This is a genomic window from Halococcus hamelinensis 100A6 (assembly GCF_000336675.1).
Lineage (GTDB): Archaea > Halobacteriota > Halobacteria > Halobacteriales > Halococcaceae > Halococcus > Halococcus hamelinensis.
This window is the reverse complement of the sequence record NZ_AOMB01000023.1, coordinates 86,908-109,539: the sequence shown is the minus strand read 5'-3', so window position 1 is coordinate 109,539 and position 22,632 is coordinate 86,908. Positions and strand designations below refer to the sequence as shown.

24 protein-coding genes and 1 pseudogene are annotated in these 22,632 nt (G+C 68.7%); 9 read left to right on the top strand and 16 right to left on the bottom strand.

What is annotated here, in order from left to right; all coding sequences use genetic code 11:
• Positions 1-43: 43 nt before the first annotated feature.
• Positions 44-610, top strand: a pseudogene (locus C447_RS08625) (UbiA family prenyltransferase); the annotation flags it as partial.
• Between the two features lie 237 nt (positions 611-847).
• Here C447_RS08625 and C447_RS08620 read toward each other — a convergent pair.
• Both C447_RS08620 and C447_RS08615 read right to left on the bottom strand, forming a co-directional pair.
• A complete protein-coding gene (locus tag C447_RS08620) occupies positions 848-2,029 on the bottom strand; it encodes a redox-regulated ATPase YchF (protein ID WP_007692954.1) in 1,182 nt (393 codons plus the stop codon).
• Between the two features lie 7 nt (positions 2,030-2,036).
• Positions 2,037-3,005, bottom strand: a complete 969-nt coding sequence (locus C447_RS08615; RefSeq protein ID WP_007692952.1) for a polymer-forming cytoskeletal protein — start codon at positions 3,003-3,005, stop codon at positions 2,037-2,039.
• A gap of 87 nt (positions 3,006-3,092) precedes the next feature.
• On the opposite strand from C447_RS08615, the gene C447_RS08610 reads away from it, so the two are divergent.
• Entirely contained in the window at positions 3,093-3,290 is a 198-nt protein-coding gene (locus tag C447_RS08610; protein ID WP_007692950.1) for a DUF5800 family protein, read from the top strand.
• 37 nt (positions 3,291-3,327) lie between these two features.
• Here C447_RS08610 and C447_RS08605 read toward each other — a convergent pair whose 3' ends face one another.
• Positions 3,328-3,627, bottom strand: coding sequence for a putative quinol monooxygenase (locus C447_RS08605; protein WP_007692948.1), 300 nt, complete (start codon positions 3,625-3,627; stop codon positions 3,328-3,330).
• A 123-nt stretch (positions 3,628-3,750) separates the two neighbouring features.
• Here C447_RS08605 and C447_RS18160 point away from each other — a divergent pair, with 123 nt between their 5' ends.
• Positions 3,751-3,891, top strand: coding sequence for a hypothetical protein (locus C447_RS18160; protein WP_007692946.1), 141 nt, complete (start codon positions 3,751-3,753; stop codon positions 3,889-3,891).
• A 37-nt stretch (positions 3,892-3,928) separates the two neighbouring features.
• Here C447_RS18160 and C447_RS08600 read toward each other — a convergent pair whose 3' ends face one another.
• From C447_RS08600 to C447_RS08590, 3 genes are read right to left on the bottom strand one after another with little or no spacing between them, the layout of a single operon-like run.
• Entirely contained in the window at positions 3,929-4,492 is a 564-nt protein-coding gene (locus tag C447_RS08600) for a GNAT family N-acetyltransferase (RefSeq protein ID WP_007692944.1), read from the bottom strand.
• Between the two features lie 51 nt (positions 4,493-4,543).
• Positions 4,544-4,822: a DUF7111 family protein gene (locus tag C447_RS08595; protein ID WP_007692942.1), complete on the bottom strand. Its 279-nt coding sequence runs from the start codon at positions 4,820-4,822 to the stop codon at positions 4,544-4,546.
• 40 nt (positions 4,823-4,862) lie between these two features.
• Positions 4,863-6,005: an acyl-CoA dehydrogenase family protein gene (locus C447_RS08590; RefSeq protein WP_007692941.1), complete on the bottom strand. Its 1,143-nt coding sequence runs from the start codon at positions 6,003-6,005 to the stop codon at positions 4,863-4,865.
• 125 nt (positions 6,006-6,130) lie between these two features.
• Between C447_RS08590 and epsC the strand changes: the two genes are divergently transcribed.
• The gene (gene epsC / locus C447_RS08585) at positions 6,131-6,697 is read left to right on the top strand and encodes a serine O-acetyltransferase EpsC (protein WP_007692940.1); all 567 of its coding nucleotides are present in this window, start codon (positions 6,131-6,133) and stop codon (positions 6,695-6,697) included.
• 1 nt (position 6,698) lies between these two features.
• Here the strand turns inward: epsC and C447_RS08580 are convergent, their stop codons facing one another.
• Entirely contained in the window at positions 6,699-7,139 is a 441-nt protein-coding gene (locus C447_RS08580) for a hypothetical protein (protein WP_007692939.1), read from the bottom strand.
• Positions 7,140-7,188: 49 nt separating this feature from the next.
• Positions 7,189-7,920 (bottom strand): DUF2797 domain-containing protein, encoded by a 732-nt coding sequence (locus tag C447_RS08575; protein ID WP_007692938.1) that lies wholly within the window; start codon positions 7,918-7,920, stop codon positions 7,189-7,191.
• 134 nt (positions 7,921-8,054) lie between these two features.
• Here C447_RS08575 and C447_RS08570 point away from each other — a divergent pair, with 134 nt between their 5' ends.
• Positions 8,055-8,732, top strand: a complete 678-nt coding sequence (locus tag C447_RS08570) for a helix-turn-helix domain-containing protein (protein ID WP_007692937.1) — start codon at positions 8,055-8,057, stop codon at positions 8,730-8,732.
• A 6-nt stretch (positions 8,733-8,738) separates the two neighbouring features.
• On the opposite strand, the gene C447_RS08565 is transcribed toward C447_RS08570, so the two are convergent.
• The 3 genes from C447_RS08565 to C447_RS08555 form a co-directional block, all read right to left on the bottom strand.
• Positions 8,739-9,938 (bottom strand): methionine adenosyltransferase, encoded by a 1,200-nt coding sequence (locus C447_RS08565; protein WP_007692936.1) that lies wholly within the window; start codon positions 9,936-9,938, stop codon positions 8,739-8,741.
• Positions 9,939-10,002: 64 nt separating this feature from the next.
• On the bottom strand, positions 10,003-10,572 hold the full coding sequence (gene cyaB, locus C447_RS08560; protein ID WP_007692934.1) for a class IV adenylate cyclase: 570 nt from the start codon (positions 10,570-10,572) through the stop codon (positions 10,003-10,005).
• Positions 10,573-10,597: 25 nt separating this feature from the next.
• Positions 10,598-10,843, bottom strand: coding sequence for an amphi-Trp domain-containing protein (locus C447_RS08555; RefSeq protein ID WP_007692932.1), 246 nt, complete (start codon positions 10,841-10,843; stop codon positions 10,598-10,600).
• Positions 10,844-10,982: 139 nt separating this feature from the next.
• Here C447_RS08555 and C447_RS08550 point away from each other — a divergent pair, with 139 nt between their 5' ends.
• Positions 10,983-11,615 carry a TetR/AcrR family transcriptional regulator gene (locus C447_RS08550; protein ID WP_007692930.1) on the top strand — a complete coding sequence of 211 codons (633 nt, stop codon included), beginning with the start codon at positions 10,983-10,985 and terminating at the stop codon, positions 11,613-11,615.
• A gap of 68 nt (positions 11,616-11,683) precedes the next feature.
• On the top strand, positions 11,684-12,670 hold the full coding sequence (locus C447_RS08545) for an FKBP-type peptidyl-prolyl cis-trans isomerase (RefSeq protein ID WP_007692928.1): 987 nt from the start codon (positions 11,684-11,686) through the stop codon (positions 12,668-12,670).
• Between the two features lie 221 nt (positions 12,671-12,891).
• Here C447_RS08545 and C447_RS08540 read toward each other — a convergent pair whose 3' ends face one another.
• Genes C447_RS08540 through mutS form a run of 3 tightly spaced genes read right to left on the bottom strand, consistent with a single transcriptional unit; the run spans position 12,892 to position 17,839 of the window.
• Entirely contained in the window at positions 12,892-13,518 is a 627-nt protein-coding gene (locus tag C447_RS08540; RefSeq protein ID WP_007692926.1) for a DUF7125 family protein, read from the bottom strand.
• Between the two features lie 36 nt (positions 13,519-13,554).
• Complete coding sequence (mutL, locus tag C447_RS08535; RefSeq protein ID WP_007692925.1) at positions 13,555-15,213, bottom strand: DNA mismatch repair endonuclease MutL; 1,659 nt, start codon at positions 15,211-15,213, stop codon at positions 13,555-13,557.
• Positions 15,197-17,839 (bottom strand): DNA mismatch repair protein MutS, encoded by a 2,643-nt coding sequence (mutS, locus tag C447_RS08530; RefSeq protein WP_007692919.1) that lies wholly within the window; start codon positions 17,837-17,839, stop codon positions 15,197-15,199. Before mutS ends, mutL begins: the two co-directional genes overlap by 17 nt.
• Positions 17,840-17,947: 108 nt before the next feature.
• Between mutS and C447_RS08525 the strand changes: the two genes are divergently transcribed.
• Together C447_RS08525 and purL are read left to right on the top strand one after the other, a co-directional pair.
• The gene (locus C447_RS08525; protein ID WP_007692917.1) at positions 17,948-18,604 is read left to right on the top strand and encodes a GNAT family N-acetyltransferase; all 657 of its coding nucleotides are present in this window, start codon (positions 17,948-17,950) and stop codon (positions 18,602-18,604) included.
• Between the two features lie 296 nt (positions 18,605-18,900).
• Entirely contained in the window at positions 18,901-21,060 is a 2,160-nt protein-coding gene (gene purL, locus C447_RS08520) for a phosphoribosylformylglycinamidine synthase subunit PurL (RefSeq protein ID WP_007692916.1), read from the top strand.
• Here the strand turns inward: purL and C447_RS08515 are convergent, their stop codons facing one another.
• Both C447_RS08515 and C447_RS08510 read right to left on the bottom strand, forming a co-directional pair.
• Positions 21,061-21,948: an NAD(P)H-binding protein gene (locus C447_RS08515; RefSeq protein ID WP_007692914.1), complete on the bottom strand. Its 888-nt coding sequence runs from the start codon at positions 21,946-21,948 to the stop codon at positions 21,061-21,063.
• 286 nt (positions 21,949-22,234) lie between these two features.
• Positions 22,235-22,618 carry an alpha/beta hydrolase fold domain-containing protein gene (locus C447_RS08510; RefSeq protein ID WP_007692913.1) on the bottom strand — a complete coding sequence of 128 codons (384 nt, stop codon included), beginning with the start codon at positions 22,616-22,618 and terminating at the stop codon, positions 22,235-22,237.
• Positions 22,619-22,632 lie beyond the last annotated feature (14 nt).

Sequence of the window (22,632 nt, the reverse complement as noted above, 5' to 3'; positions counted from 1 at the left end):
GAGATGTGTATAAGAGACAGGCCTCGTCTGTTCGACCCTCGGCTTCGCGGCCTGCTGTGCGTGGCTCTGGCTCACTGTTGGCGTCGGCGCGGTACTGGTCACGCTCCCGACGTGGCTGGTCGCCTACCTCCACGCGCCACAGCTCGACATGCATCCGGTGAGCGCCACGATGGGCTACCCGCTCGGCATCACGCTCGCCATCCTCGGTGGGTACTACGTCCAGGCTACCGGTTTTTCGGCCGCAGTTCTCGGTTTCGCCGCGGTGTTCCTCGTCCTCCTCTCGGGGATCAAGGTCATCGACGACGCGAAGGATTACGACTACGACCGCTCGATCGACAAACGAACCGTCGCGGTCGTCCTCGGACGGGCCCGCGCCCGTTGGAGCGCCTACCTCCTGATGGGGCTCGCACTCCTCGGGACCCTCGTCGGGGCGTTCCTCGGGGTCTTCCCGCCGAGCACCGGGCTCGCCGTCGTGGCCTTCGCCGGCGTGGCGCTCGCCACGAGACGGCTCGACTCCCGGCGCGCGACGGAGGTCCTGATGCGGGGGTCGTATTTGTTCCTCGGACTGCTCTTCCTCGCGGTCCTGATTCGGCCGTTCTCGTGGGTCTGACTGGAACAGTTCGGTCGGCGCGCGGGAGCGCGTCGAAGACGCGCGACTCGTGCGAGGGATGAGCGGAGTGAGTGAAACGAACGGAGCGAATCGGCTGGGGAGGGTGTGGCCTGCGGTCCTCATTTGCGTCGGGCGAGTGATCGAAACCACGACGAAGGACCAAAAATCACGAAACGCGTGGTCGGTAAGTGAGTTTTACAACGGCGAACTGTTACTGGGAAACCCGAAACAACTCCCTCAGGTCGCCGTGCTCACGATCTTCACCACGTCGCCCTCCGAGAGCTCGTGGTCCTCGCCCACACGCCGGTTCGAGCGCGCGTCCACGGCGTGGAGGTACCCCTCACCGATGTCCGAGTGGACCGCGTAGGCGAGGTCGCGCGGCGTCGAGCCCTGCGGGACGAGAAACGCGTCGGGCAGGACGTTGTCCTGGCCGTCGGTCCACTTCGTCTCGTTCTGGACGGGGTACACCGTGATGTACTCCAGCAGGTCGTAGACGGCGGTGTCGAGCGCGCGCTGGACGCCGGTGCCACCGTTTTCGGCCATGAGGTCGCGAACCTGGTCTAACCCCGCGCGCTGACCGTCGGTGAGGTCGCCAGTGACCGAGAAGTCGGCGTCCCCCGGATCGTACTCGATCGCGCCTGCCTCCGCGCCGCGGCGGAGTGCGAGTTCACCCTCCGCAGTCGTCGGGATGGCCTCGCCCGCGGCGTCTCGAAGCGCGTCGAGCGCTCCCTCGGGGGCGACGTCGGCCTTGTTCGCCACCACGACGAGGGGCTTGGTTCGCTCGCGGATCTCGCGGGCGAGCGCGAAGCGGTGGTCGTCGGTCCACTCGCGCGGGTCCGTGGGATAGTCGAGGACGCGGAGGGTTGCGGTGATGGCCGCCTCGCCGACGCCGATCCCCGAGAGCATCTCCCGGAGCGCCTCGTCGATCGAGAAGTTCGGCGCGCGCGACCCGCGGGCGATGGTCTCCCAGTTCCGCTCGACGATCCCTGCGAGCCACTGCTCGATCTCCTCGGTGATGAAGTCGACGTCCTCGACGGGGTCGTGTTCGCCCACCTCGACGGGTTCGCCCTCGGCGTTGGTCCCGCCGGAGGAATCCACGACGTTGAGGATGACGTCGGCGTTCGTGAGTTCGTCGAGGAACTGATTACCGAGGCCGCGGCCTTCGTGTGCGCCCGGCACGAGGCCCGCGACGTCGAGGAGTTCGACGGGCACGTAGCGCGTACCGTCGTGGCAGTGTTCGTCGCCGCAGCGCTCCTCGCGAGCGAGACAGGGGCAGTCGGTCCGGACGTGGGAGACCCCGCGGTTCGGGTCGATGGTCGTGAAGGGATAGTTGGCGACGTCGACGTCGGCCATCGTCGCCGCCGCGAAGAACGTAGATTTGCCGGCGTTCGGCTTGCCGGCGAGCGCGAGCGAGAGCATGGCCCGACTACTCCGGCGGCGTGAAACTGCCTTTCGATCCGTCGGGTTCGGTTCGCTCGTCGTCCGACTCGACCGTTCCGTCGACGTCGTCGGCGCTCGTCACGGCTTCGGTCTCGGTATCCGACTTCGAGGTACCGACACCGCGCTGGGCCCGGACGACCGTCATCTCGCCGCGGGCGCGCATCTGCCCCTCGACCACTGCACCTTCGTGGAGGCGGAGCCGTTCGCACGCGATGTCGCCGCGGATGTGGGCCTCCGCCGCGACCTCGACCGCGCCGTCGCTGGTGGTGACGTCGCCGTGGACGACGGTCCCGCGGTCGAGGGTGATCGACTCGCGCGCCCGGAGACTCCCGAAGATCTCGTCGTTCGCGCCGACGGTGATCGACTCCGCCCGGAGATTGCCGTGGAGCCGACAGTCGTCGCCGACCCGGGCGGGCGTCGAGACCCGCCAGGCGTCGTCGCCGAGCGTCGCGTTCTTGGGGACGACGAGCGGCTGGTCGTCGTGCCCCTCGAACACCTCCGAGAGCACGTCGTCGGCGAGTTCCTCCTCGCCGCGCCGGAGGAGGTGGGTGAGGTAGGTGAAGAGGAAGACCAGCGTCGGCACCGGGTTGCGGATGACGATCCAGCCGTTGGCGTCGAACCCCTCCTCGATCGTGACGTCGTCGCCGATGTCGAGGTCGCCCGCGACGACGAGCTGGCCGCCGATCTCGACGCGCTCGCCGATGTAGGCGTCCGCGCCGACGAGCACGTTGCCGTCCACCGCACACCACATGTCGAGCCGGCAGTCGGCGCTGGCCTCGATGTCACCGTCGAAGGTGACGCGCTCGCCCGCGACGACGTTCCGAGCGCGGACGCCGAGCGATATCGTGCTCTGTGTCCCGACGATCACGTCGGCATCGGTCACGATATCGTGTTCCTCGACCGTTGTCCCGTCGGGGACGACGAGTTCGGAGAGGGGGTCCGAGCGGAACGACACACCGACGAGTCGGGGGCCATCCCTAATAAAACCAGTCTCCGGCGCAAACGCGAGTCGTTTTTATTCGTCAACCGCGCTACGGTAGGTATGACCCTCCTCTCGTTCGACGAACAGGGCGTAGACGTGGTCTACGAAGGTACCGAGTTCCGACTCGAACGCGCGCTGATCGAGGAGGCCGTCGGCAAGACCTACCCCGACGTCACCGACCACGAGGTGCTCAAGATCGTCGAACCCGACCCCACCCTCTCGGGCGAACCCCGCCGCATCGCCGAGATAACCGCCTGAGACCGCCCCGAACGGGGAGAATACCCGAATCCCTCCCTCAGCGTTCGGTCGCGGAGTCGACGTCGAACCGAACGACCTCGGGTTCGTCCGCGAGGAGGTCGCCGATGGACTCCTCGAAGGTCTCGAAGTGGTCGGATCGGCCGTGGGCGGCGAACGCGTCTTCGTCCTCGTAGCGCTCGAAGAAGCGGATGACGTTGGGGTCGGTGACGTCCGTCGTCGCCCGATACTCGATCACGCCGTTCTCGGCCCGCGACCCCGCCACGAGGTCGGGGATGAGTTCGAGCGCGTCGTCTCGGTGGTCCGGGTCGACCGGAAAGCTCGCGTGAACGACTAACATCGGGTTTCCTTCGGCCGGCCGCGGGAAAGTCGTGGCGTTTCGGGGGAGCGGGTCGGAGTCGGGCGGCGTCGCCGAGCGGTTCCGAGCACGAGCGTTTAAGCCCCGACGGATACTGTCTCAGTCATGAGCGCGAGCCTCCCCGGCCGATTCGACCATCCGTCGTGGCTCACGGCGGTGGGAACGCTGGTCGCCTACGGCATCATCCTGCTCCTGCTGACGGTCGTCCTGTTCGTCGTTCCCTACCTGGTCTTCCTCGTGCTCTGAGTCGGTCCCACGAGCCGACCACAGCCTCAGAGGTGCTCTACTGCCCGTCGAGACGACGGCGCATGAAGACGAGGTCGTCGAGGAGCGGGTCGGGAACGTCGGTGACCGACTCCCCGCCCTCGTAGGTATCGAATCCGAGGTCTCGATAGAGCTGCTGGGCGCGCTCCATGTACGGCGCGGTGTCGAGACGGAGCGAGTCGTAGCCGTCGCGTTCGGCGGCCTCGACCAGCCGTTCGAGGAGCCGGCGGCCGAGTCCGCGGCCCCGGTACGCCTCGCGCACGTAGAGCCGTTTGACTTCGGCTTCGTTCTCAGGGAGGTCGTACAGATAGACACAGCCGACGACCTCCTCGCCGTCCACGGCGACCACCAGCGGCCGGCGGCCGTCGTTCTCACGGAGGTACGAGCGGTCCTTCTCCAGTTCGTGCTGGACGTATTCGGCCGGGGAGAAGTCGTACCCCGTCGCGTGCCGAGCCAGGAAGTCACGATGGTCCGCCGCGACCGACCGATGGTACTCCCGCAGAAGCGTCTCGATACCGGTCTCGTCGGTATCGAACCGGCTCCGCTCGACCGAAACCCCGCCTTCGTTCCCCGTCACCGCCATCGTTCCGTAACCGGATTCGAACGCGACGTTCGGGCGTCTTCGTCCATCCGGTTACATCCCCATGTCGGCGGCGGCCTCGGGCACCGGCAGGTCGTGTGGCGAGACCCCCAACAACTCGGCGGCGTGGTCGAGCGCCATGTCGAAACCGTAGTAGCGTTCGAGTTCGTCGCCGTCGGCGGTCGGGCGCACCTTGAGCATGGCGTAGCCGTCGACGTTCTGGGCGACCGCCGCGGTCGCGCCGTCACGGGAGAATTCGAGCACGCGCTCGCCGTCGGTCTCGGTGTAGTGCGCGGTGATGCCGCCGGCGCTGGCTTCGGCCTCGGGGGTCATACCGGCGGTTCGCCCAGCGGCCAGTCGAAGCTATCGGTTCTCAATCGAGCAGGTTGCCCGCGATGGTGTTCCGGAGGACCTCCGAAGTTCCCTCGTAGATCTCGTTGAGTTTGGCGTCGCGGTAGAACCGTTCGGCGGGGAAGTCCTTGGTGTAGCCGTAGCCCCCGTGGATCTGGACGCCTTCGTTCGCGACCTCGCGGCTCACCTCGCTGGCGTAGAGCTTCGCCTGGGCGGCCTCCTTCCGGAAGTCCTCGCCGCGCATCTTCAGGTCCGCCGCCTGGTGCATCAGGAGCCGTGCGGCCGAGACCTTGGTGTCCATGTCGGCGAGTTTGTGCTGGATGGTCTGAAACTCGCTGATCGACTGGCCGAACTGCTCGCGGTCCTGAGCGTAGTCGAGTGCCGCGTCGAGGGCGGCCTGGGCGATCCCGACTCCACGGGCGGCGATGGTGATCCGCCCTCCGTTGAGGGTCTTGAGCGCGTGGACGAACCCCCGACCCTCCTCGCCGAGCCGTCGGTCCTCCGGGATCCGCATGTCCGAAAAGCGCAACTCCGCGGTCGGACAGCCCTTGTCGCCGAGTTTGTCCTCGGTGCCCTCGACGTGGAACCCCTCGTCCTCCTCCGGTCGCACGACGAACGAGGAGATACCCTTGTTCCCGGCGTCGGGGTCGGTCTTGGCGAACAGGGTGACGGTATCGGCCACCGAACCGTTCGAGATCCAGAGCTTGCCGCCGTCGACCACGTACTCGTCACCTTCCTTTCGAGCCGTGGTCGTCATCGCCGGCACGTCGCTGCCCGCGCCGGCCTCCGAGAGCGCGAACGCACCGACGTCGCGGCCTTCGGCTAACGGTGTCAGATACTCCTCTTTTTGATCCTCCGTTCCGAACTCGTAGAGCATGTTGCCCGCGAGGCTGATGTGGGCGGCGACCACGGTCCCCAACCCGCCCGAGCCGCGTGCGATCTCGGCGAGGCCGAGCGCGTAGGAGTGGTAATCGAGGCCCGCGCCGCCGTACTCCTCGGGGAACGGCATCCCCATCAGTCCCAGCTCGCCCATCTCGCGAACGAGGTCGGCGGGGAACTCGTCGTCGTGGTCGATCTCGGTGGCGCGAGGCACGACCTCCTCGTCGACGAACTCCGTAACCATCCCCCGGATCTGTTGCTGTTCGGCCGAGAGGCTGAAGTCCATAACCGTTCCTCACGTCGCGTCCGCTTTACTGTTGTGACCCACGGAGCCGACGAGGCTTCGAGGCGCTCGGGGCAGCGGGTTTCGGTGGACGCATGGTTTATGCTCACTCGTCACGGACGATCCCCATGACCGGTCTGGGAACACGGATCCGGGAGGACGTCCGTACCGCGCTGGCGAAGGACCCGGCGGCGAAGTCGGCCCTCGAGGTCGTGCTCGCGTATCCAGGGCTCCACGCGCTCTGGGCCTACCGCCTCGGCCACGCCGCGTGGGAGCGCGACCTCCAACTCACCGCACGGCTGATATCGCACCTCGCGCGACTCCTCACCGGGGTCGAGATCCATCCCGGGGCCGACATCGGCCGGCGATGTTTCATCGACCACGGCGCGGGCGTGGTGGTCGGCGAGACCACGGATATCGGCGACGACGTGATGCTCTATCAGGGCGTCACGCTCGGCGGCGACTCGCTGGCGGACGAAAAGCGCCATCCGACGCTCGAAGACGGCGCGACGATCGGGGCGAACGCCACCCTGCTGGGGCCGATCGTCATCGGCGAGAACGCGAGCGTCGGTGCGGGGTCCGTCGTCCTAGAATCCGTGCCGCCGAACTGCACCGCGGTCGGCAACCCCGCGAAACTCGTCGGTCGCTGTGCGGAGGACGAGTCGATCGAACTCGGGACCGGGTTCCCGGAGTAAGTTACTCTTCGAGCGCGTCGGCGATGCGTTCGAGCGTGCGTCGGATGTCGTGAACCTCGTCGCGGAGCTGTCGGACCTCGCGAACCATCTCCTCGTTGCCCGCGTCGCTCTCGCCGCCCGGACCGCCGGGACCGGCACCGGGCGGGCCGCCGCCCATGCCGCCGGGGCCGCCCATGCCGCCACCGGGGCCGCCGCCCATCATCCCGCCCATCATCTGCGCGAACGGGTTACCGCCGCCGCCCATGCCGCCACCGGGACCGCCGCCACCCATCAGCTCCTCCATGCGTTCCTCGCGGCTCTCGCCCTCGCCCTCCCCTTCGGCCTCGCGCTCCTCGCGGATCTCCTCGACGCGCTCGCGGAAGGACTTCTCCTCGCCCTCGCTCTCGCCAGTGTCGGGTTCGGCGCTCGACTCGTCGGTTGGTTCGGGTTCGTCGTCTGCCATGCGCCCGGGTTGGCTGGCCCGCCGGAAAAGCGTTCGGTACTCCCCGTCCTCAGCCGAACCCGCCGAGGCTCGCCTGGAGGTCGCGGTCGGGCGCGCCCGATTCGAGGTCGTAGCCCACGAGGTCACGACAGTCGACGGCGTAGGTGGTGCCCCGATAGGAGAGCAGGAGGATTCGGCCCTTGAGACCGACGACGGCACCGCACAGGAGGGTTTCGGCCACCGGTCGGTCCTCGACGTTCAGCCCGTACTCGAACGCGAACGTCTCGCGGACCTCGAACGGGTCGAGCAGCACGTCCCACGCCGCCTCGTCGAACGGCTCGGCGAGTCCTCGAATCTTGGTCGCCACACGAACCCGTTCGGTGATGTCGTATTCGGTCGATATCGCCGTCTCGCGTTCGCGTGCCGCTCGTCCGTCTGCCGTAGTGAGGACGTGTGCGGCCCGGTCGGCCCCCTGTTCGCGCAGGCGGGTGTCGAGCCGCCACGAGCGCGTGACGCCCACCTTGAACGTCCGCGGGGCGAAACCCGCGAGGTAGACCGCGTGCTCCTCCTCGGAGTCGGCGTTGTTCGCTACCGACCACGGCGTGGTGTGGGTCTCGCAGTAGGGGGCACGCGAGCGCTCGCAGAGGTGGTGGGTCCCGTCGTCGGTCGTCGTCCCCGCACAGTGGCGCTCGCCGAGGGTGTAGGCGAGTTCCGTGCCGGGGGCGAGGTCCATCCGCTCTATCGACCCCGCCTCGGCGACGAACAGCGCGGGGTCGAGCGACGCGTAGCCGACGATCTGCACACACGCCATCGACGGCGACGGCTCAAAGCACCACCGTTCCGGACCGCGGAATAGGGTTTCGCGGTCGTCCGGCGGGGAACATACCCCTCGGACCGTTGAGGGGAGTTTATCAGTGTCGAGTCGAAACCCCGGGTATGAGCAACGCACAGGTCGTCAGGGGCGAGATACCCGCCGAGGAGTTCGCGCTCTACGAGGCGCTGCGGTCGCTGCCGGACGTCGAGTTCGAGATCGAGCGGGTGGTCCAGAGCGGCGACGACGCGGTCATGCCGCTGGTGTGGGTTCGTGGGGTGGAAGCCGACGCGATCAGCGAAGCGCTGGAGGCCGACCCGAGCACTCGGAACATCTCCCTGCTCTCGACGTTCGAGAACGAACAGCTCTACCGGATGCAGTGGGTCTCGGAGGTCGAGGTCGTCCTCCAGATGATCACCAACTCCGCCGCGACGGTGATGGACGCGTTCGGTCGGGACGGCCGGTGGTACCTCCGCGTGCTCTATCCCGACCAGGAATCGCTCACGAAGACCAACGACTTCGTCGAGGAGAACGGACTCACCTTCGACGTCACCGCCATCCGGCAGATGGAGGGCAAACCGGTGGGTCGCTACGGGCTCACCGAGGCGCAGTTCGAGGCGCTCGACGCCGCCCTCGATGCTGGCTACTTCGCGATCCCGCGCGAGACTAGCCTGAGCGAACTCGCCGACCAGCTCGAGATCTCCCATCAGGCGCTCTCCGAACGGCTTCGCCGCGCGACCGCGGCCCTCGTCGAGGACGCCCTGATCCCCGGCGCGGCCGGCGTGCTCGACGAACGGGAGTGAGGCAGGTCAGAACGTCGCTATCTCGCCGTCGATCACCCGTTCGGTCAGCCCGGTGACGTCGGCGAGTTCGCGGTCGACGATCCGGTCGATCTCGTTCTCGACGTCGCCGAGCGCGACGCCCTCGTCGGTGGCGACCCGGACGTCGGCGACGTGGGGCTGGTCGATCGGCCGGCCGATCTGCGAGAGGAGTTTGATCCGGAGTTCCGCGATGCCGTCGACCTCCGCGACGACGTTCTCGGCGATCTCGGTCGAGAGGAGGTTGTAGATCTTCCCGATGTGGTTGACGGGGTTCTTCCCGGAAGTGGCCTCCATCGACATCGAGCGGTTGGGTGTGATCAGCCCGTTCGCGCGGTTGCCCCGACCGACGGAGCCGTCGTCGCCCTGCTCGGCGCTCGTGCCCGTGGTCGTGAGGTAGATCGAGTCCGTCTCGTAGTCGTCGGCGGTGTTGACGTGGACGGTGACCTCGCGGTCGGTGTGTTCCTCGGCGATCCCGGTGACGTACTCCCGGACGTCGGTCACCGCGCTCGCGTAGGCGTCGACGTCGGTGAGGTAGGTGTCGATCATCGCCGCCGCCACCGTCACGTCGATCGTCTCCCCCTCGCGCTTGCCCATCACCTTGATGTCGGGGCCGAGGTAGGGATGGTCGACGGCGTACTCGCCGTTGAGCCTGTTCTCGACGGTGTGGACGATCGTCTCGGTCTCCGAGAGCGGTGCGTGGCCCACCCCGTAGCTGGTGTCGTTCGCCATCGGGACCCCGGATTCGTCGAACACGCCGCGGAGGTCGCCACTGCCCTCGCCGAGCTTGGCGTCCACGACGACGTCGGTGCCGACCTCGAGTTCGGGGACGTGGGTTTCGAGGTACTCGCGGGCGGCTTCGAGCGCGATGGGTTCGGTGGGGATCGTGGTCCCCTCGAACTCGCTGGTCGCCCGGCCGACGACGAGGATGTAGATGGGTTCGACCACCTCGCCGCCGCCGAAGGCGGGCGCGGCGCTGCCGGCGACGAGCTGGGTCTCGTCGGTGTTGTAGTGGAGCACCCGCCCGACGCGTTCGAGGTAGGCCGCCGCGAGCGCGCGCGAGACGCTCTCGGCGATCCCGTCACAGAGCGAGTCGGGGTGGCCGAGCCCCTTCCGTTCGACTATCTCGACGGCGGTCTCCTCCGCCGCCGGCCGGTCGAGCCCCTCGATACTGACGTTTCGCTGGGTCATGGCCACCCTTCGATAGCCGCCCGCCTATAACTTGCGGAAACCTTCGAGCGTCGATAAATTACGCTCAGTTATCTTCCGCGGGCGGCGAATCGGCGTCGGCGTCGAGGAGGAGTCCGAGGTAGGAGGTCCGGATCTGGGTGTCGGGGTCGCAATCGAGGTCGGTGAGGAGGTCGCGCGCGCCGTCACGGGCGTCCGCGACGGCCGATTCGTCCGCGACCTCGCGTTCGACCTCCACGAACTCCCCGAGCCCGCGGATGGTATCGAGCGCGACGGTGTACTCCCCACACGAGAACCGGTCGCGGTCCTTCTCGACCGTGGCCGCGGGCGAGAAGCCGAGCCCGTCGAACACGCCCGCCATCGCCTCGCGGTCTCCGACCCCCGTCTCGTGCTCGATGCGGGTCTTCGAGGCCTCCTCGACCAGCGGCCCCTTGTAGGTCACTCGGGTGTGCTCGCCGTCGTCGCTCGACTCGGTTCTGACCCGGAGGGCCTCGTCGGTCTCGGCGAACGAACGGTCCGGGGCGTCGTAGTAGGTGTCGACCTGGCGGACCGTGCCGAGCGGGTCGGCATCGAGCGACGTGAGCCGTTCGCGAACCGGGTCGTGGGCGGTGCGGACCTTGAGTTCGACTTCGTACATTCGGGGATGGGTGTGGTGAGGGGGCTTACTCGTCGGTCTTCCACTCGAGGTCGATGGTGATCGACTCGTGTTTGCTGCCGAGCATCGGCTCGCGCTCGGCGACCTCGATGTCGTAGTCGATGCTGCCCGAGGGGGCGAGCGAGACGGACTTGTTGCCGACCTCGACGTCGATCCCGCCGTCCTCGTGACGGAGTTCGCTCGCGAGGGCTTCGAGCCGCTCGGCGACCGCCTCGTTCGAGAGGGACTCGCTCGCGGTGGTGGTGTCGGCCATGAACGTTCGAGGTCGGGGCGCTACAAAAACCAACCGTCCGATGGGCTCGATCGCGTGGCGTCGTCCGTCGAGACCGGTCCGAGCGCAACGCCGAGCACAAGGTATAAGCCGACGACTAACCACGTAGTCAGTGATCGGAATGGGGGACACAACCGACGAGACGGGATCGGCCGACAACGGAGGGGACGGAACGGACATCGAACACGAGGCGATCATGCGGGCGACCTATCGTGCGCTGTGTCGTCACGGCGCGGTGAACCTCACCGTCCAGTCGATCGCCGACGAGTTCGAGAAGAGCAAGTCGTTGATCTTCTATCACTACGACTCGAAGGAGGACCTGCTGTCGTCGTTTCTGGGCTACCTCATCGCGCGGTTCGAGACGCAGGTGGCCGCGACCGAGAACGACGACCCCGCCGAACGACTGCTGGAGACGATCGACGCGCTGGTCTACGGTCCGGACGACCACGAGGCGTTCCAGACCGCGATGCTCGAACTCCGGTCCCAGGCCGCCCACAACGAGGTCTACCGCCAACAGTTCCGGACGAACGACGTCTACGTCCGCGACCTGTTCGAGGCGATAATCGAGGACGGCATCGAGCGGGGCGTCTTCGCGCCCGTCGACCCCGAGCGCACCGCGACGATGTTGCTCACCATCATCGACGGCGCACGGACCCGCTGGGTGGTGCTCGGCGACGAGACGGTGCTCGAAACCGCCCACGGACTGCTCGAAGAGTACCTCGAAACCACGCTCTACGCCGACGCGGACGGGTAATCGGGGACGGTTCGTGGGAGCGGGAGCGAAGCGTTGTTCTTAAACGTCGAACGGGACTTGATGGGGGTATGACCGACGACGAGACCGAGACGGACGCCGATGCCACCGAGACCGAGGAATCGGCGGCCGCCGACGAGACCGAGGCCACGGGGATCCAGGAGGGCGATTTCGTCCGGCTCTCCTACACCGCACGCACGGTAGAGAACGACCAGCTGGTCGATACCACCGACGAGGAGGTCGCCGAGGAGGAGGGCGTCGCCGACCAGCAGGAGACCTTCGAGCCCCGCGTCATCGCGGTCGGGGCGGGCCACCTCTTCGACGCGGTCGAGGAGGACTTCATCGGCGGCGAACCCGGTGACTCGGGGACGGTCACGGTGCCGGCGGGCGAAGCCTTCGGCGAGTACGACGAGGGCGAGGTTCGGACCGTCAGCGCCGACCGGATCCCCGAGGACGACCGGTACCCCGGCGGTCACGTCGACATCGACGGCCAGCACGGCCACGTCGAGACCATCATCGGTGGGCGCGCGCGAGTCGACTTCAACCACCCGCTCGCGGGCTCGGACGTCGAGTACGACTACGAGGTGCTCGACGTCGTCGAGGACCGCGTCGAGCAGGCCAAAGGTATGCTCTCGATGTACTTCGACGCCGACCTCGACATGCGGATCGAGACGGACGAGGTCGAGGAGGAGCAGATGGTCGAGTCCGAGGACGACGAAGACGAGGAGAGCGAACCCGAGTTCGAGACGGTGACGACCGAGAAGGAGACCCTCTACATCGAGCAGTCGCCCCAGCTCCAGTTCGACCAGCAGTGGATGATGGGCAAACAGCAGATCCTGGGCGACCTCATCGACCGGCTCGACCTCGACCGCGTGGTCGTCGAGGAGGTCATCGACGGCACCGGCGGGATGATGGGCGGCATGGGTGGCATGATGGGCGGTATGGGCGGCGGCGGTGGCGAGGCCGACATGGAAGCCATCGAGGAGGAGCTCGCGGACGCGGACGTCGACCTCGACGACGTCACCGAGGAGCTCGACGAGGCCGACGCGAGCGAGTAACGCCCGACGACCTTTTCACGAACTCGTCGCTTCGTACCAGCGATAGCCCCGCTCGCCGGTGTAGGCGAACCCACCGAGAACGAGTCCGACGAGCGCGATCTAGACGCCGAGCCGACGAAGCCCGAACGCCTCCGTCGCGGTAGCCATCGAATCCGGTGGCGGACGGCCCGGACATCAACGCACCGCCGGCTGCTACGGGGCTACTCCCGACGTTCCGGCGTCTACGCGATGTCGCGGCTCGTGTCCACCGCGACCCGGTCGGTGAGCTGGAGCTTGAGGGTCTCGGTGAGCGCGCGACCGCCGCGGACCTTCGGCACCGCGAGCCGGGTGTCGACCGTCGCCCCCACGACGTCGACGGTGAGCCGGACGACCACGTCGGCGCTGTGGAGGGTGGTCGCCCGGCGCTCCGGGACCGGGTCGCCGTCGAGGCAGTAGAGCACCACGACGCCCCCGGTGTCCGCGAGGTGGCGGCGGAGCCGGGTCACGAACTCGGGAACGCGGTCGCGCTCCTCGGTCTCGATCACGGTGTGGTGGTCGACGATGACCGTCGACTCCCGGGGACGGCCCCCGAGGCGTTCGAGCACGTGGTCGACCCGGTTCTCGTCGGGGATGGCCCGAATATCCGGGTCGCCCGTGTCGATCGTGGTGCGACGAAGGCCCTCCGTGACCCCGCGCTCCGTCCGGTCGAGCGTGAGGTACAGCGTCTCGCGCGGGCCCATGAGCTCGTAGAGGAGGAGTTCGGCTTGACTCGCCGGCGGTGCACACAGCGCGACGATGCTGCCCGGCGGGACGCCGCCCCCGAGCCGTTGGTCGAGCACGTCGATGCCGATCGGTAGCGGGGTCGCCATGGGACCGTTCGTCGCCGGATCGCGGATAAACCCTCGTCAGAAACGGGTGTTCGGTCGCTCGAACCCGCGCGCGAACGCCGCCTCGTCGATCCGGAGCACGGTCGGCCGGCCGTGGGGACACGCGAAGGCCTGCTCGCACGCCCCGAGCCGCCGTACGAGCCTGGTCGCCGCCTCGGTCGTCAGCGCGTCGCCGGCCTTGAGCGAGGGGTGACACGCGAACTCCTTCAGCAGCTCGTCGCGCGGGTCCGTCGGCTCCTCGCCCGCGGCGAGCGTGTCGAGCGCGTCGCGGAGCGCCTCGGGGCTCGCGACCCGGCCGAGGGGCGCGGGCACGCCCGTGACCCGCAGCGACGCCCTATCGGTCTCGAACCGGAAGCCGATCGCGGCGAGGTCGCCCCTGTGCGTCTCGGCGAGCGCCGCCTCGCTCGCCGTGAGCGGGAGCCGACGCGGTTCGATATCGGCGGACTCGACGCCCCCCTGGCCCGTCCCGTCGTTCGAACCGCCATCGCCGACCGCCGCCCGGAGGCGTTCGTAGTTGATCCGCTCGTGGGCGGCGTGCTGGTCGACCACGAGGAGGTCGTCGTCGGCCTCACAGAGCAAGTAGAGTTCGCGGAACTGGCCGATCACCGCGATCGACTCGAACGCCGACCCCTCCACGTCGTCCACCGCGGCATCGAGGTCGAGGGCGAGGTCGGCGGTCCGCGAGAGGTCCTCGGTCGAGAGCGCCCCCGAGACCGCCCGCTCGACGGCGTTCGCGACCGCGTCCGAGTCGTGGAACGCGACCGCCTCCTTCGCGGGATGGACGTTGGCGTTGACGTCCTCCGGGGGAAGCGAGACGTCGACGACGGCGACCGGATATCGGCCGTCGGGGAGCAGGCTGCCGTAGCCCTCCCGAACCGCCCCTCTGATCGTGCTGTCCCGGAGCGTGCGGCCGTTGACCGCGGTGGTCACGTGGGTGGGGCCCGCCCGGGTTATCGACGGATAGACGAGGAGCCCACGCACCTCGATCCCGTCCGCGCGGTGGTCGACGGTCGTGCTCTCGCCCGCGGTCTCGCGACCGTAGACGCCGAGGACGGCGTCGGTGTAGCTCCCCGACCCGGGCGTCGAGACCACGTTCCGGCCGTCGTGGGTCAGCGAGAACCGAACCTCGGGGTGGGTCAGCGCGTAGCCCGTGACCGCCTCGCTGACCCGCGCGAACTCCCGTTTGGGCTGGGCCAGCGACTTCCGTCGGGCAGGGATCCGCTCGAACAGGTCCCGCACGGAGACCGTCGTCCCCACCGCCCGCCCCGCCGCAGTCACGCGTTTTTCGTCGCCGTCGACCACCACCCGCGTGCCGGCGACGCCGCTCTCTTCGTGCTTGGTCGTGAGTTCGAGTCGTGCGGCGTGGGCGATGCTCGGGAGCGCCTCGCCCCGAAAGCCGAGGGTCGAGATCCGTTCGACGTCCGCCACGTCCCGGATCTTGCTCGTGGTGTGGCGTTCGACCGAGAGCGCCGCGTCCTCGCGGGCCATGCCGTGTCCGTCGTCGGCGACGCGGATCAGGTCGAGCCCCGCGTTCTCGACGGTTATCTCGACCGACTCGGTCCCCGCATCGAGTGCGTTCTCGACGAGTTCGACCACGACGCTCGCGGGCCGCGTGACGACCTCGCCGGCCGCGATGCGTTCGACCGTCTCGGTGTCGAGTTCAGTTATCCTGGTCATCGAATCGTCGTTTGAGCGTGTCGAGCCGGACGAGCGCCTCCACCGGCGTCAGCTCGGCCACCCGAAGCTCGCGTAGCTCGGCTACGGCCTCCGGCGGTATAGCGGCTTCGTCGCCCGCTTCGGACTCGTCTCCGGCGGAGCGCTGCTCCTCACCCGGCTCGTCCGTTTCGTCGGTCGCCGGTTCGGAACTCCCGGTCTCGCGGGCGACGAGGTCGCGCGAACGCTCGACGACCGACTCGGGGACGCCCGCCAGCCGCGCGACCTCGATACCGTAGGACGCCGACGCGCTGCCCTCGGCCACCGTGTGGAGGAAGGTCACGCCGTCCGACCCCGTGCCATCGCCCGCGTCGGGGTCGCCCTCGACGGCGAAGTGGAGGGTTCGCACGCCGTCGAGTTCATCGCCGAGGCGCGCGAGGTCGTGGTAGTGGGTCGCGAACAGCGTGGTCGCGCCGACCTCGTCGTGGATGAACTCCGTGACCGCGCGGGCGATGGCCTCGCCGTCGGTGGTCGAGGTGCCCCGCCCAACCTCGTCGAGGAGGACGAGCGAATCACGCGTCGCGTCGTGGAGCACCGCGGTGAGTTCGGTCATCTCGCGCATGAAGGTGGACTCCCCGCCCGCGATGTCGTCCGAGGCCCCGATCCGGGTGAAGATCCTGTCGACGACGGGGAGCTTCGCTTCGCTCGCCGGCACGAAACTCCCGACCTGGGCGAGCAGTTGGATCAGCGCGACCTGACGCATGTAGGTCGACTTCCCGGACATGTTCGGGCCGGTGATGACGGCGAATCGCTCCTCGCGGAGGTCGACGTCGTTCGGGACGAACTCGGTTCCGCGTTCGACCACCGGGTGGCGGCCGTCGCGGATCGCGACCCCGTCGTGGTCGAGTTCGGGTCTGGTGTATCGGTTCTCGACCGCGACGTGGGCCAGCGTCGCGAGGGTGTCGAGCGCGGCGAGGGTGTCGGCGAGCGCCTGGAGGCGTTCGGTCTCACCTGCTACCTCCTCGCGAACCTCGCGGAAGAGGCGGTGTTCGCGGGCGTCGGCGCGCTCGGAGGCCCCGAGGATCTCGTCCTCGCGGCGCTTGAGCTCGGGGGTGTAGAACCGCTCGGAGTTCTTCAACGTCTGTCGGCGGGTGTACTCCTCGGGCACCGCGTCGAGGTTCGGGTTCGTGACCTCGATGTAGAAGCCGTGAACCTCGTTGTGGCCCACCGAGAGCGAGTCGATCCCGGTGCGCTCGCGCTCGCGTTCCTCCAGGCCCTCGACCCACTCGCGGCCCTCGCGCGCGTTCGTCCGGAGCTCGTCGAGGTCGTCGTCGAAACCACGGGCGATGACGCCGCCCTCGGTGATCTCGGTCGGCGGTTCCTCGCGGATCGCGCGCCCGATCAGCCCTCGGACGTCGTCGAGGCCGTCGAGGTCGGCCCGCGAGTCGGCGAGCAGAGCCGAATCGGTCTCGGAGAGGGTCTCACGAATTTTTGGAACGACGTCGAGGGTGGCCTTCAGTGCACGGAGGTCGCGGGCGTTCGCCCGTCGGCGCGAGACCGTCCCGACGAGGCGTTCGATGTCGTAGACGTCCCGGAGCAGGTCGCGGAGCTCCTCGCGAACCAGCGACGCGTGCGTCAGCTCCGCGACGGCGTCGAGGCGCGCCTCGATCCTCTCCCGATCCCGGAGCGGTCGTCGGAGCCACCGGACGAGCGTTCGGCGGCCGAGCGCACACGAGGTCTCGTCGAGCACGTCGAGGAGGGTGTGGTCGTCGCTCCCGGACGGGTTCTCGAAGACCCCGAGGCTCCGGAGCGCGGTGGCGTCGAGTTCGAGGCGGTCCCGCGGGTCGTCCCGGGTGAGTCGGGTGACGTGGTCGAGCGCGCCGTCGGCCGTCTGGGTGTGGGCGGCGTAGGCGAGCAGCGCGCCAGCGGCACGGAGCTCGGCATCGTTCTCGACGACGGCTTCGGGACGTGAGGCCACGCTTTCGAGCCGCTCGCGGGCAGCCTCGACCTCGAACGCGTCCGGGTCGTGGGGCGTCACCATGCAATCGAGGTCGAAATCACCGTCGAACTCGGGCGCGAGTACGGCCTCCTTGGGAGCGAACCGGTCGAGTTCGTCGCGAATCCCCTCGCGCGAGTCGGCGCTCGTGACCCGGAACTCGCCCGTGGAGACGTCGACGACCGCGACGGCGTACGTGCCCTCACCCTCGCCGGTCGCGCTCGCGAGGCACGCCACGTAGTTCGCGGAGCCGGGCGCGAGCAGTTCGTCCTCGACGACCGTGCCGGGGGTCACGACCCGTGTGACCGCGCGGTCGACCACTCCCGTAGCCTCCTCGGCGTCCTCGACCTGCTCGGCGACCGCGACACGGTAGCCCGCATCGAGCAGGGTCTCGACCGACGAGGCGGCGCTTCTGATCGGGACCCCGGCCATCGGGTAGGTGCCGGTGCTGTCCTCGCGCTGGGTCAGCGCGACTTCGAGTTCGCGCGAAACCACTTCCGCCGCCTCGCAGAAGGCCTCGTAGAAGTCCCCCATCTGAAAGAGCACCAGCGCGTCGTCGTAGCGCTCGCACAGCTCGACGTACTGGGTCATCATCGGCGTGAGGTCGTCGCCGTGGTCGGCCATCGCGGCCGGCGGCCCGAGCGCGGCGTCCATGCCCCTCCGTGGTCGTGAGCGCTCCAAAGGCTTGCGGACCCGTCGCCGCGGGGTGATTTCCGTCGCGCGTCGGCGAACGCTTTTGTGAGCCCGCCCGGAGGGTCGGGTATGTTCCCCGACCGCATCGAGACCGAGCGGCTGGTGCTCGAACGGCTGTGTCACGAGAACCTCGATCTCTTCGAGTTTTACGCGATCTGTTCGGACGCCGACGGCCCGGAGGCGATGGACGAGGTCACCCGCTACATGCCCTGGGAACCCCACGAGACGCTCCTCGAATCGAAGGAGTACATCGACGGTGTGGAGGAGCGCTGGGAGGAGGGCGAGGCGGCGGGCTACGTCATCCGACCGCGGGACGACGAGAGCGACGAGGTGCCAAGCGCCTCGGAATCGGCGAGCGGGGAGTACGGCGACCCGCGAGACGGTGCCGGCGAGTACGCCGGCAACGCCGCGCTCCACATCGACTGGGACCGCCGAACCGGCAGGTTGGGTACGTGGCTCCGCAAGCGATTCTGGGGTCGTGGCTACTCGGGCGAGCGCGCCGGCGCGCTGATGAAGCTCGCCTTCGAACGGCTGGACCTCGAAGTCGTCTCGGTGAGTCACCACGCCGACAACGACCGGTCGCGCCGCGCCATCGAGAAGTACGTCGAGGCCTACGGTGGACGGCGCGAGGGACTCCTCCGGAACTGGCTGCCCCACGGCGACGAGGTCAGCGACGAGTACCGATACACCATCTCGCAGGCGGAGTACCGCGACGCGACGGAGTGAGAGCGCGTTTGGTCGTGGACCGGTGATGGGCGCGGCGGTCACGGTGGCGCGCGGGAGCGCGTCGAAGACGCGCGACTCGCGCGAGGGATGAGTGAGCGACCGACGGGAGCGAGCGAATCGGTTGGGGAGGACGTGGCCTGCGGTTCTCAGTTGTGTCGGGACTCGTCGTCGACGAATCGGCAGTCGAATCCAAAACGAGCGAAAAGCGTCGAACCGACCCACGAAACCGTCCTCCCCGGATTTCCCCGTTTCACGGCTATCAAAAGCGCTATACTCGGACTCCCGAAACCTCGCCCATGCCCCTCGCCGACGACGACCGCCGCCGGATAACCGAGCGGCTCGGTCGCGAGCCGACCCCTACTGAAAGCGTGCTGTTCGAGAACCTCTGGAGCGAGCACTGCGCCTACCGCTCCTCGCGCCCGCTCCTCACGGAATTCGAGAGCGAGGGCGAGCAGGTCGTGGTCGGGCCGGGTGACGACGCCGCCGTGGTCGGGCTCCCGACGGGTGACGAGACGACCGACCTCGCGATCACCCTCGGCATCGAGAGCCACAATCACCCCTCGTTCGTCGACCCCTACGACGGCGCAGCGACGGGCGTCGGCGGCATCGTCCGGGACACCCTCTCGATGGGGGCCTACCCCATCGCGCTCACGGACTCGCTCTACTTCGGCGACTTCGACCGTGAGCACACCCGCTACCTTCTCGACGGCGTCGTCGAGGGGATCGCCGACTACGGCAACGCCATCGGCGTGCCGACGGTGGGCGGTAGCCTCGCGTTCCACCCGGGCTACGAAGGCAACCCGCTGGTCAACGTGGCCTGTGTGGGGCTGCTCGATACCGAGCGGCTCGTCACCGCCGAGGCCCAGCGACCGGGCAACCAACTCGTGCTGGTGGGGAACGCGACCGGCCGCGACGGGCTCGGCGGGGCGAGCTTCGCGAGCGAGGACCTCGCCGAGGACGCCGAAACCGAGGACCGGCCGGCGGTACAGGTCGGCGACCCCTACACCGAGAAGCTCCTGATCGAGTCGAACGAGCAGCTCATCGACGAGGAGCTGATCGAATCCGCCCGCGACCTCGGTGCGGCGGGCTTGGGTGGGGCCTCGGCCGAACTGGTCGCGAAGGGCGGGCTCGGAGCCGACATCGACCTCGGGGCCGTCCACCAGCGCGAACCCGGGATGAACCCGATAGAGATCCTGCTCGCCGAGTCCCAGGAACGAATGTGCTACGAGGTCGCACCGGAGAACGTCGAGCGAGTCCGAGCGATCGCCGATCGGTTCGACCTCGGCTGTTCGGTCATCGGGGAGGTCGTCGAGGGGAACTACACCTGTTCGTTCGACGGCGACGCCGTGGTCGACGCACCCGCCGAGTTCCTCGCCGACGGCGCGCCGGCCTACGACCTGCCGGCCGAATCGCCCGTCGAACCCGACCGCGACCTGCCGAGCCCCGACCTCGAAACCGCGTTCGGGGAGCTGGTGGGGAGCCCGAACACCGCGAGCCGGGAGTGGGTCTACCGCCAGTACGACCACGAAGTGGGCCTCCGGACGGCGCGCGGGCCGGGCGACGACAGCGCGGTTCTCGCGATCCACGACGCCAGCGGAGATGGGGCGGGGATCGGCCTCGCGCTCTCGGCGGGGGCGGAGCCGAACTGGACCGCCGCGAACCCGGCGGCGGGCGCACGTGCGGTCGCGCTCGAAAACGCCACCAACCTCGCCGCGAAAGGCGCGACGCCGCTCGCTGCGGTCGACTGCCTCAACGGCGGCAACCCCGAGAACCCCGGGACCTACGGCGGGTTCTCGGCCATCGTCGACGGCCTCGCGGGGATGTGTGCCGACCTCGACGTCCCCGTCGTCGGCGGGAACGTCTCGCTCTACAACGACTCCGCTGCGGGTCCGATCCCGCCGACGCCGACGCTCGCGATGGTCGGCGTTCGCGAGGGGTACGAAGCCCCGCCGACCGCCCTCCGCGGGGTCGGTGATCTCCTACTGGTCGGTGGGCTCGACGGCGACGACCCGGCTCTCGGCGGGTCCGAATACCTCGCGCGGTTCGGCGGTGCCGACCGCTTCCCGAACCTCCCCGACGATCCTCAAGAATTCGTCGCGGCGCTCGCGCGGGTGGCGAACGAGGAGGCGACGGCCGCGGTTCACGACGTGAGCCACGGCGGCCTCGCGGTGACGCTCGCGGAGATGGTCACGCCCGAAGCGGGCGCACGGATCGAGATCGACGACTATGAGAACCCCGCCGCCGCGCTGTTCGGCGAACGGCCGGGTCGTGCCGTCGTCGAAACCGACGACCCCGAGGGAGTCGAGGAAGCGTTCGACGGCGTCGCGCCCGTCGACGTGATCGGACGGAGCACCGACAGTGGACGGCTCGACGTTCGGATGGACGACGAACGTCTCTCGATGACGGCGACGACGATCGCGGAACGCCGGTCGGTACTCGACGCCGCGATGGAGTGATCACTCGGCGAGCGCCCGGCGGATCGCCACGGTCACCGGGGTCCGATCGACCGGAACCAGGTCGCGAGGACACTCGTTCCGAACCACGACGGTGTTGTCGAGCCCCTCGATCAGCGAGGCGATCATGACCGTCGGAATCCCCGTCATCCGGTCGAGGCAGTAGGTCGCGGTCGACCGCGGGAGCCACGGAACGGGCATCGTCATCAGCGTTCGACCGGCCGCGCGGGCGACGCGTCGGAGGAGTTGCTCGTAGGTCAACACCTCCGGCCCCCCGATGTCGTAGGTCTCCCCGCGGGTCTCCGAGGCGTCGAGCACGCCCACGAGCGACGCCACGGCGTCGTCGAGCGCGATCGGCTGGCAGTTCGTCCTCACCGCCGCCGGGAGCGGCAGGGCGGCGAACTGCGGGAGGCGCTCGACGAACTGGCGGAGGAGTTCGAAGCTCGCGCCGCCAGCGCCGAGGACGACCGCCGCCCGGAGTACCGTGAGGTCGTAGTCGCCGTCCCGCAGCACGCCTTCGAGCGCGCGCCGCGACTGGAGGTGTGGCGAGAGTCCCTCGCTCTCCTCGCCGAGACCGCCGAGATAGACCACGCGCGAGAGCGCCGCCGCGCTCGCCGCCCGCGCGAAGTTCCGGGCCGCGCGCCGGTCGCGCGCCTCGAAGTCCGGCGACTCCATCGAGTGGACGAGGTAGTAGGCCGCCGTACAGTCCTCGACGGCACTGTCGAAGCTCCCGGGTTCGAGGAGGTCGCCCTCGACGACGTCCACCCCATCGGGTCCGTCGTAGCGCGCTGCGTCCCGAGTGAGCACGACGCAGTCGTGGCCGGCGGCGCGGAGGGCCGGAAGCAGCCGGCCGCCGATGAACCCCGTCGCGCCGGTCACCAGGACTCGCATACTCATCCGTCCGGGGGCGGGCGCATAATTCCTCGCCCCCAGGCAGACCGCGAGCGACGTGGCTCGTAGCACGACGGTCGCAAAAGCGGGGAGGGGGACGGACTGGGATGGGTGATGCCAGGGAACGGGGTCGTCCCCGCCGGTCCGGAGCCGGTCAGGCTCCATCGTATCCGTTTTCGAGGTCCCGTAATAAACTTTCTGCACCGCTTCGGAGCCTTGTTCGTTCGGCGATTCGTGCGGATCAAACACCACGGCAGCCGTGTCGGTCGGGTACACCGACGACGGGCTACGCGTCGAGTTCGGTTCGGAGGCACGCCGCGGCCGCCTCGGTCCCGTCGTACGCGTGGTCGACGATATCCATGTCGAGAAATCCGTGGACCATCGACTCGAAGTTGGCGTGCTCGACATCGACCCCGGCCTCGCGGAGGCGGTCGACGTAGGCGAACCCCTCGTCGCGGAGCGGGTCGAACCCGCAGGTCAGCACGAACGCCGGTGAAAGGCCGGAGAGGTCGCGCGCCTGGAGCGGGAACGCGAGCGGGGTGTGGGCGTCGGGTTCGTCGTCGATGGAGTGGTCGAGGAACTGGAGGAGGTCCTCGGCGGTGAGAAAGGAGCCGGCGGCGTTCTCGGCCCGCGAGCCCATCGGTTCCAGATACGCGAGCCGACGGCGCATGGCCGGTAGACGTT